Consider the following 9336-nt stretch of genomic DNA (forward strand, 5'->3'; position numbering starts at 1 on the left):
ATCCTCCTTCTAATTTTTTAAAATTTTGAATTTTAGAATATTTTCATCAGTGGTGTATCCATGGTTCCCAGTTTAGTGCCGGTGATCTTATTGCAATAAGACATCATCGCATCGGTTGTCGCTGCTGCCTGATACACCCAGGCGGCGTTGGCCATCGGTCCGTATAGAATAAAATCGGCGCCATGGGTTAATGGGAAGGTAAATACCGATGCTCCGGCCGCTTCAAAATAAGGACTGCCTTTAGAACGCATTTTTTTCCATAAATAAAGGGCATTGGATGAGGCACAACCACCGGGATAGCCATGCTGTTCTTTAATATCGCGGATGGCCATGGCGGTCCAACTGCTACTGGCAACATCCAGAACACCGGGATCAATCAGGAATTGTTCGACACCAGCTCTTTTGGCTTTAGTCAATAGACCCTCGTTTTTTTCATCACCAACCAGTAGTTTCACGCGTTTGGCCGGTTGCAGGTGTTTTTTGCTGAAGGCTAGAATAACCGCGGTTTTTACGCCGCATTCTTTCATTACTTCCAGTTCGTGCTCGGTACAGCTTTCTTCCAATGAATTATAGATAATTCGGCTCATGGCCACCGGATCATTGGCGAAATGCTTCAGAGTTTCAATTCTTACCTCTGGACTGGGACTGTCAAGCAAGATCGGTGAGGTGGTGTTCTTTAAAACAAACTCGACATGCTTGGTCAGGGCAACCTCCGTGTCACCCAGCACATCGACAATTCTGGGATTACCGGTTTCGGCTGACAATTCAGCTTCCCGATCCAATAAGTCTTTGGCCGCGACCTCGTCAAATAAGCCTTTTTCAGAATCCTGGGTGATCTTGTGTCCCCGATAAAAAATACTGCCGATTAAAACGGTGGGAAATTCCCCCGGTTGTCCACCAATTTTGGTTCCATTGATGTCATAAACAAATTGATCTGCTGTAAATCTAAACATTTTCTACTCCTTCATAAACTTATAATTAATTATTGCGAAATTCACAACTAACACTTTATTGTCCCGTCCCCGCTATAATCGGTTAACGATCTTCCTGGACGTCTGTTTTTCTATCTCGCAGCCTAAACGATTACACTTTGTTTTATTCTCCTTTCGATCATATTTACGAGATGTCATGTTAATTCTTGATAACATGTATCGCAATAATCGTGCCAACATGCTTCCGACGGCTGATTCTCTGGTTACTGCCCTTTACTGAGATTCGTAAGGCAAATACTCTTTCCAGATATGAAAAAACAGCATTATTATTTTTCACTTTCGGGAATATTCATTTTTTTCCTCTTGTGCCCTGGGCTATTTTGATTTATTATCAGTTCTAATAATGAAAATGATTGATCTCCGTTTGTAATAACCTAAAAAAACTAGATTAAGATACGGTTCGAGCAAAATAACTAAAATACACCACACCTCAATGTGTGATAAAGGGAAAACTTATGATAACAAATGAATTCAATCACAGCCAGGAATATTTAGACTATTTAAAAACACTTTCCAGTGAATTTTTCCTGGATATTCTGGAAAACAGTTTTATCGAGGTCACCGTGACCGATAAAGACGGTAACGTCCTTTATGCCAATCCGGCCTGTCTCGAATACCATGGCATCTCGGCCGAAAAAATGTGGAAGCTTAATTTTCTGACCTCCTTTCAGGGTTTCTGGACACCGCCCTCCACCGCTACCGCCATGGAAAAAAAGCGTACCATCATCTCGCGGCAACGCTCGCTACTCACGGACGAAGAACACATTACCATTACCACGCCCCTCTATAATCCCGATCATGAGCTGGTGATGCTGGTTTATAACACCTTAAAACGGGAATCTTTTGTGGAGTTTGACCTGGATTATCTGAATCCGGAAAAAGAAACGGGTGATGATGAAGATCTTAAAGATAAAAAAGGCTCCCGGGAAGAACGGACCAAGGCCAGCAATAATATTGTCGGACGCAGTTATATTCTTTACCAGACCCTGCACAAACTGAAGAAAGCGGCAAAATCCGATATCCCCATTCTTTTATTGGGCGAAAGCGGAGTTGGCAAGAGCCTGATTGCCAAATTTATTCATGATTGCAGTCCCCGCAAAGCGAGCCCCTTCGTTTCGATTAACTGCGCCTCGATTCCCGATAATCTGATTGAAAGCGAGCTCTTTGGCTATGTCCCCTATGCCTTTACCGGAGCCAGCCCCAAGGGAAAAAAAGGACTGGTGGAAATGGCCGATAACGGCACCCTGTTTTTGGATGAAATTGGCGAATTACTTCCCAATATTCAGGTTAAGCTGCTGGATTTTCTGGAAAACCAGCGTTTCACCTCAGTGGGCGGATTGGAATCAAAAACCGTCAATACCCGGATCATTACCGCCACCAATAAAAATCTGGCCGAATTGGTTGCTAAAAACACCTTTCGGGAAGACCTGTACTGGCGGATTAACGGCATCACCCAGACCATTCCCTCGCTCCGGGAACGGCGGGATGATATTTTTCCCATCGCCCAGTATTATTTGAAAGAGTACAATAAAAAATACAGCCAGAATAAGGTTTTTTCCAATCAGGTGATTGAATCCCTGATTCAATACGACTGGCCGGGAAATGTCCGGCAGCTTAAAAATGCCGTGGAACAGATGGCCGTGATGAGTCTTGGCAGCGTCATTGGCATTGATAAATTACCTGAACAATTAGGGGCCTTTTTCGCCCAGGGCAGCATAAAAAAAAGACCAGTCATTTTTGATGACCTGGTCGAAAATTACAAACGGGGAATTATTGAAGATTATTATGAGATATACGACAATATCAACGAAATGGCTGAATCTCTGGGATTAAGCCAGACCACTGCTTATCGCCTGGTAAATAAATATATCAAAAAATAACAACACCATAAGCAGGGGGCTGCAAAGCTCCTTGTTATGGTGTTTTATTGTATGGGCTGCCCCACTAAATCACAATCAAATTTTCCGGTTAAACTATCAGGGAACGTTCTCTTGACCAAAAAGATTTTTTATCCCAACTGAACTCGACATCCGCATGAATCTCTGAAAAATAATCCTGTATTAAATCGTTCAAATCATCCAGATTTTCAAAATGATTGGCTTTGTCCATTGATTCAATCCACATGCTCTGTCCGCCGCAGGCATCACTTAAATGAACCTTATAGGCCAAATCCCGCTCTTCAATACGTCGGTTCACTTCACTAATATTGTTCCAGGTAATAATCATCTCCAGATACTCCTTTCATTAATGATTTCTTATAAGTTCATTACCCAGATCAATCAACTTTATTCAAAAAACTTTTCGCCACCCATTATTATTTAGCTAACAAATGGCCGGCTGGTTGGTCCCGGTGCTGACGCCCCTTTCGGCACGACGCAGATTTCAATGGCTTCCAGTCTCAATGACTTACCCTGTGTTCCTGAACTTCCGCCATTTATGGCCCAGTCAAGCCAACCATAATTTTGACTGTGCACCCGGTAATAGACATCGTAGTTAATCGCATCGGTTCCGGTCAGACGAATTTGAATGGCCTCTAATCGCAGCGATTGGCCATAGGTCCCGCTGGTTTGACCGTCGCTTTTAAAACCCTGCCAGCCAATATTTTGAACATGCGTCTGGTACTCAACCCCAAGATCATTACCGAGATTATTCATCTTGATTTCGATCCCTTCCAGCCGCAGGGATTGGCCTGAGGTGCCACTGATCTGACCGTCAAATTTCCAGCCCTGCCAGCCCACGTTCTGAACATGGGTACGATAGGTCGGCCCCACCGTTTCACTGGAATTGATGGCAGCCACAGCTTGATTCAGCTGAATCAAACCGCTGCCATAATAAGCATCACTACCGGCTACGCCCAGATCCAGGGCGGTGCTTTTGAGAATTGTCTCAACCGCTTCGGCATTTAAACTGGAATCGGCAGCCATCACTACCGCACAGGCTCCAGCCACAATCGGACTGGAAAAAGAGGTTCCGCTGGCATACTCGTATCCGCCGCTTTTAGCAGTTGTTAAAACTGATTGACCTGGAGCACACAAATCCACCCGATCATTATATTGAGAAAAGGAAGAACGGGTATTATACTTGTTGATAGCGCCGACCGAAATAACATGGTCGTAGGATGCCGGATAGGAATACTGTCCGGCTCGGGCATTCCAGGCTTCCCCTTCATTGCCGGAGGATGCCACCACCACTTTCCCGGCGCTGACAGCCTCACTGACAGCCACTGCCAGGGAAGAAAAGGTTCCGTATCCGCCAAAACTCATATTGATTACTTTTACCTCTGGCCGTTCGGCAGCTTTAAGGATGGCTGCACAAATATAGGCCACATCCAGCTGGGTATCTCCGCTGTATTGTCCACCGGTACGATAGGGAGCGATTTTAATATTAGCCAACCCGGAAATTCCGGCCGTGCCAACCCCATTATTGGTAACCGCAGCAATACATCCGCTGACGGCGGTTCCATGGCCGGCCAGATCCACAACATTGGTCTTGCCGGTGACAAAATCATAACCAGCTACGGTATTGCCAATAATATCCGGATGATTGACATTTAAGCCGGTATCAATGACAGCCACCACCACCGGGTCAGCATTGGATACCTGATCCCAGGTCTGGTCGGCGCCAATCCGCTGAAACTGCCAGGCCGAGCCATTGACAACGTAGGGGTCATTGGGAAGGGCCGTCACTTCGATTTTATCGTTCTTGTCTACCGCCAATACATTGGGGTTTTGTTTTAGATCAGCCATCAAGGCTTCCACATCTGTTGTCTCGCTAACTTCAATCAGGTCAACCCGATTCGATACCTGCTCCCCGGAAACAACCTCTGCGGTTGTCAGCGCCAGGTCTTTGACATTGTCTTCGCCACTGTCGGCATAAACAACAACAATCTGCTGATCCAGATTATCGTTGATGTTAACCTCCGGCACCTGTTCCAGGGTTTCAATCACAGGGGATATTTCGTTTCCCTGTTCAGACCCTTGGTTTAGCGGCGTACTCTGATTATCTTGTGTTATTGTTTCAAGCGATTGATCGCCAGAATTAACTGAATCTTCTGCCTGACTCCCCGCGGGAAACAGCAAGAAGATAACCAACATGATTGCCAGCCATCGTTTTATTCTTCTTATTTTCTTATTCATGATGCCCTCCCTTCATCTGCCGGTGGTCTCGTCTTGTGATATTATCCGTCGTTGTGTAATCCTTTATTTTTATCACACCCATTATATTTAGGCTATTACTATAACATAATTCTTTTAAATTCTGCCATCATTTCAGACGATGCTTAAAGATTTTAATATTAAATGCTTTGCTCCTGCAAATGATTAAACACAAAAAACAGTCCGCTCCGATTTCGCACTGTTTTTATTCTAAGACTTCATCCCTATTAGCATTTGGGGTTCTTGTTGCGACCGCTCTGAGCTAACTGTAAAAGTACCTGAGAACGAGTACTTTAAAATCTTGCCGCCTGCTTGTCGCCTTTTTCGATACTAGGACAGCCGGACAATAATCCGATGCAGAACATCCACCGTTTCCTCCAGGTTTGTCGATGCATCTTTAATATGATGATAAACCTCCCGCTTTTTAATGGCAGCCATTGGATCAGCTCCGGCAAATACAAACACCATCCCATCCATATAGAGTTTTTCAATTTGCCGATGAGTCGCTCTCATTTTAACCACCGCTTCTTCCGACTTACCATGATTCTTTTTCAGATCGCTCACTGCTTCGGCAAAAATTTCCACGCCTCTATTTAATTGTTCAACCATACTGATAATGGTATCGTTGGCTTTCACATCAAAGGTTTTCATTGAAACCAGGGTGGACTGGGCATATTTTAAAACCCGATTCATGCCCACGGATATAGAATAAATATCACCTCGATCAAAGGGGGTAACAAATGCTTCGGTCAGGTTCTTTTCCATTTCCATTCGAATGGTATCCGCTTCTTTAACACACTGCAACAATGCCTGGCTGTCTTTGTCGGCACCGCTGTTCAACCAACTGTACAGGGCTTCCACTCCGCAAGCGTTGCTTTGTGCCTGCATCAACAACATCTGATGAAAATGGTATTTAATCGGAAAAATCCGGTCAATAATATTTCTCTTTTCCATAATTCTCTCCTCTAAGTAACCTTAAAAATAATCGTTGTTAGGGTATAGATCACCGCCGAAACTACTGCTGATAAGGGAATGGTGATGCACCAGGCCACTAGAATTTCTTTAACAATTCCCCAATTCACCATTTTGTATTCATCCCCAGCGCCAACACCCATAATCCCGCCGACGACGACATGGGTGGTGGAGACTGGCGCCCCAACCAGGGTTGCCCCGAGAATGGAAACCACCGAGGACAATTGCGAATTTAAACTGTGCAGCGGTTTAATATCAAAAATCCCTCGCCCCAAGGTCTTCATAATGCTCCAGCCACCCAGCAGCGTGCCCAGAAACATGACAATTCCGCCACTTCCTCGCACCCACAGAGGCGCCGTGTGGATGGCAGTTCCGCTCCAGGCTGCCAAAGCCAATGTGAATAGTCCAATAATTTTTTGGGTATCATTGGATCCGTGGCTATATGAAAGACCCGCCACGACTAACCACTGTATTTTATTAATCTTCTTGTTAATGGAAACCTTGGCATTTCGCAAAAGAAATTTCGTCGCCTTTTCCAGAAAAAACGCAATTATAAAACCGATAAGCGGTGATAAAAACAAGGCCATAATCACTTTTATAATCCCGGTGATTTGGTGACCCTCGCCAGCCAGCTCCGACCATCCCCACAAAATGTGTTCGTATCCTGATGATACCATCACGGCACCTATTATTCCGCCAATTAAAGCATGGGTGGAACTGGAAGGTAATCCCAATTTCCAGGTAATTAAATTCCATAAGGTGGCTCCAAAAACAGCAGCAAACAGAATCATTAATAAGGCGGTATCAGTTGGCAGATCAATTAACTCTGAGATGGCATCCGCCACCAAGTTCCCGCCAATCACTGCCCCAACCAGGCCAAAGCAAGATGCAACAGCAATCGCCTGTTTAGGACTGGCGGCGCCGCAATTGATAAAGGTGGCTACCACTGAACTGGCATCGTGAAGGCCATTCGTTAATGCAAAAACAAGCCCGATTATTATGACTGAAATTAAGATGATTGTTGCACTGACCGTTATCATTTTTCAGCTCCTAAATTTAAAATTTGGATCACATCGTTTATTTTCCCTACTATATCAGCAGACTAGCAAAGATGCAACCGGAACTGCGATTTTCCAAAAAAATTATCTCAATCTGCCCGAGGGCAAATTGAGACAATTGAGTTGCTCTTTAATCAAAAAACATCACTTTTCCCGTGGTTCCATCCGTTAAAAAGACTACCTGAAGCATGGTACCATCCTGATTGATCCACACCCTTATGTAACTTACCTTATTATCTTCAAAGGGAATCTGAGTGGCGCTGGTTTCTGTTCCCTCGCCGCCTAAAATATTTTTCACTTCATCGTATGTGGCTCCATCCGGAATACTTTCTGCCTGTTCCTTGGTTACAGCTTTCGTTGTTAAAAAAGCCAGATCTTCCGTCATCGAATAAAACAAAGTTTTACTGGTGGCAATTCCATTTTCATCAAATAGAACACTTACCCCAAAGCTGGTATCATCATTCACATACGTAAAGCTGTTCTCCATCTGGCTGCTTTCGGTTGGGGTTACTCCCAATTCGGCATCTACCTGTTCCTTGGTCTGATCTAATTGAACCTTGTCATAAAAATCATACACAGTAGCTCTTGAAATATTCGACTGACCGGCGGTGCTGCTGGTTGTGCTGTCGCCGCTGCAACCTGCCAGGACTAGAATAAATGCTATGGTGATTCCCATCACTAGATATAACTTAAACCTATTCATTTTATCATCCTCATCTTTCTTAACCCAAATTACTGGAATCAGAATCTGTTACCGTCCCTTTTTAGTTTTATTATATTACCCCATTAAAAGCAAATTAATCATTGTCTTTTTCCGCCTGCTTCTGACAAACTTATCAACCATGTTTAAACTTATTCATTAGGATCGTCTGACTGAAAATAAATTAGACATGGACGATCTTTTGTTTTTTATGCTATTATACTATAAAACAAGAGAATGAGGATAACCAGATCATGAACACAAGAGACAAAATATATAATACCGCCAAGCGCCTCTACCTGGAAAATGGCTATGAAAACACACCAAATACTTTGATTGCCAAAGAAGCCGGTGTCAATCTGGGTTTAGTCACCTATTATTTTAAGACCAAAGATATCATCGCCAGTGATATGCTTAATAATAACTATGAAACACTCTACTCGCATCTGCTTAAATATCTTCCCACTGATGATGAACTGTTGCAATTGATAACTTTTTTTAAGTTACATTTTAAATTAACCGAAATTGATGCACACTACGATCGATTTATTTACGAGATGAATAAGTTTGATTTACTGGAAAAAGCGACCCGCGATGGAAACCTCTATGAGCTATATAAAACGCTGGTTAAACAAAATGATCAAATAGAGACCGCGGATAAAGAACTTCTTTGTGATTGTGCCGTAACGGCATCTTTTGGGGTTATCCGGGCACTCACCATGAAGCAGTATGAAAAAGAAATCCTCCTCACCAAAGAAGAACTCTTTGATCTGTGCATCAATCAAATGTTTTATTCCTTGAAATTTGATTACAATAGTCTGTTCCTCAAATCACTGCTCAGTTCTGCTAACTGCACCATTGATCGGTTACTTGAAGAATATCCCCAACTAAAAGAAGTTAAAAATTATTTATATATCGAAGAAACTCCTATTGTTTGCGAACAATAGGAGTTTCTTCTTGTTTTTATTTTTTGCAATGTTTAATCGTTTTCTTAACTCCTTTTTTAGTTCATATATATTTATTTACGAATTTAATTGACTTTTAAGCAATATTCATATATATTGTAATTGCTTACAAGCAGTTACAATATCTGATGTAAACGTATCAATTAGACTCATCCATAGATTATTTTTGAGTTTTTAACGATTTACTTACGCACACACGTGGAAATCGTTGATTATAGCTGATATCATTTGATATCACTAATAAAAAACATTAAACAGGAGGAAAAAAAGATGTCAAAAATCGAAGAAGTCAAAGCAAAGGTCGAAGCCGGAAAGTCAAAACTGGTTCCCGGACTGGTCCAGGAAGCCCTGGACGAAGGCAGCGCTCCCGGCGAAATTCTCCAGGCGATGGTCGATTCCATGAGCGTGGTTGGGGATAAATTCTCATCCGGAGAAATTTTTGTTCCGGAAATGCTGATCGCTGCCAAAGCCATGTCAAAAGGCGTAGAAGTTTTA

At 43.0% G+C, this 9336-nt stretch carries 9 protein-coding genes; 3 read left to right on the forward strand and 6 right to left on the reverse strand.

The features are described from left to right. Positions 1-32 precede the first annotated feature (32 nt). Positions 33-953 carry a tetrahydromethanopterin S-methyltransferase subunit H gene (locus tag ACEW8F_RS01405; protein WP_373481685.1) on the reverse strand — a complete coding sequence of 307 codons (921 nt, stop codon included), beginning with the start codon at positions 951-953 and terminating at the stop codon, positions 33-35. A 494-nt stretch (positions 954-1447) separates the two neighbouring features. Here ACEW8F_RS01405 and ACEW8F_RS01410 point away from each other — a divergent pair, with 494 nt between their 5' ends. Next, positions 1448-2872, forward strand: coding sequence for a sigma-54 interaction domain-containing protein (locus ACEW8F_RS01410; RefSeq protein WP_373481686.1), 1425 nt, complete (start codon positions 1448-1450; stop codon positions 2870-2872). An 88-nt stretch (positions 2873-2960) separates the two neighbouring features. Here ACEW8F_RS01410 and ACEW8F_RS01415 read toward each other — a convergent pair whose 3' ends face one another. The 5 genes from ACEW8F_RS01415 to ACEW8F_RS01435 all read right to left on the reverse strand — a co-directional run bounded on the left by ACEW8F_RS01415 (position 2961) and on the right by ACEW8F_RS01435 (position 7879). Then, positions 2961-3218: a hypothetical protein gene (locus ACEW8F_RS01415; protein WP_373481687.1), complete on the reverse strand. Its 258-nt coding sequence runs from the start codon at positions 3216-3218 to the stop codon at positions 2961-2963. A gap of 92 nt (positions 3219-3310) precedes the next feature. After that, positions 3311-5128 (reverse strand): S8 family serine peptidase, encoded by a 1818-nt coding sequence (locus tag ACEW8F_RS01420; protein ID WP_373481688.1) that lies wholly within the window; start codon positions 5126-5128, stop codon positions 3311-3313. 348 nt (positions 5129-5476) lie between these two features. Then, complete coding sequence (locus ACEW8F_RS01425; protein ID WP_373481689.1) at positions 5477-6100, reverse strand: DUF47 domain-containing protein; 624 nt, start codon at positions 6098-6100, stop codon at positions 5477-5479. 11 nt (positions 6101-6111) lie between these two features. Further along, the gene (locus ACEW8F_RS01430) at positions 6112-7158 is read right to left on the reverse strand and encodes an anion permease (protein WP_373481690.1); all 1047 of its coding nucleotides are present in this window, start codon (positions 7156-7158) and stop codon (positions 6112-6114) included. A 148-nt stretch (positions 7159-7306) separates the two neighbouring features. Next, positions 7307-7879 (reverse strand): hypothetical protein, encoded by a 573-nt coding sequence (locus ACEW8F_RS01435; protein ID WP_373481691.1) that lies wholly within the window; start codon positions 7877-7879, stop codon positions 7307-7309. 251 nt (positions 7880-8130) lie between these two features. On the opposite strand from ACEW8F_RS01435, the gene ACEW8F_RS01440 reads away from it, so the two are divergent. Next, on the forward strand, positions 8131-8823 hold the full coding sequence (locus ACEW8F_RS01440; RefSeq protein WP_373481692.1) for a TetR/AcrR family transcriptional regulator: 693 nt from the start codon (positions 8131-8133) through the stop codon (positions 8821-8823). Between the two features lie 288 nt (positions 8824-9111). Next, positions 9112-9336, forward strand: a 225-nt coding sequence (locus ACEW8F_RS01445) for a B12-binding domain-containing protein (RefSeq protein ID WP_373481693.1), incomplete at its 3' end; no start/stop codon positions are given.

It is taken from the genome of Acetobacterium sp., from assembly GCF_041752335.1.
Classification (GTDB): domain Bacteria; phylum Bacillota; class Clostridia; order Eubacteriales; family Eubacteriaceae; genus Acetobacterium.

Excerpts from the sequence above, each read along its gene's own strand:
- ACEW8F_RS01410 (WP_373481686.1), top strand. The coding sequence starts at position 1,448 with ATGATAACAAATGAATTCAATCACAGCCAGGAATATTTAGACTATTTA.
- ACEW8F_RS01415 (WP_373481687.1), bottom strand. The coding sequence starts at position 3,218 with ATGATTATTACCTGGAACAATATTAGTGAAGTGAACCGACGTATTGAA.
- ACEW8F_RS01425 (WP_373481689.1), bottom strand. The coding sequence starts at position 6,100 with ATGGAAAAGAGAAATATTATTGACCGGATTTTTCCGATTAAATACCAT.
- ACEW8F_RS01430 (WP_373481690.1), bottom strand. The coding sequence starts at position 7,158 with ATGATAACGGTCAGTGCAACAATCATCTTAATTTCAGTCATAATAATC.
- ACEW8F_RS01420 (WP_373481688.1), bottom strand. The coding sequence starts at position 5,128 with ATGAATAAGAAAATAAGAAGAATAAAACGATGGCTGGCAATCATGTTG.
- ACEW8F_RS01405 (WP_373481685.1), bottom strand. The coding sequence starts at position 953 with ATGTTTAGATTTACAGCAGATCAATTTGTTTATGACATCAATGGAACC.
- ACEW8F_RS01435 (WP_373481691.1), bottom strand. The coding sequence starts at position 7,879 with ATGAATAGGTTTAAGTTATATCTAGTGATGGGAATCACCATAGCATTT.
- ACEW8F_RS01440 (WP_373481692.1), top strand. The coding sequence starts at position 8,131 with ATGAACACAAGAGACAAAATATATAATACCGCCAAGCGCCTCTACCTG.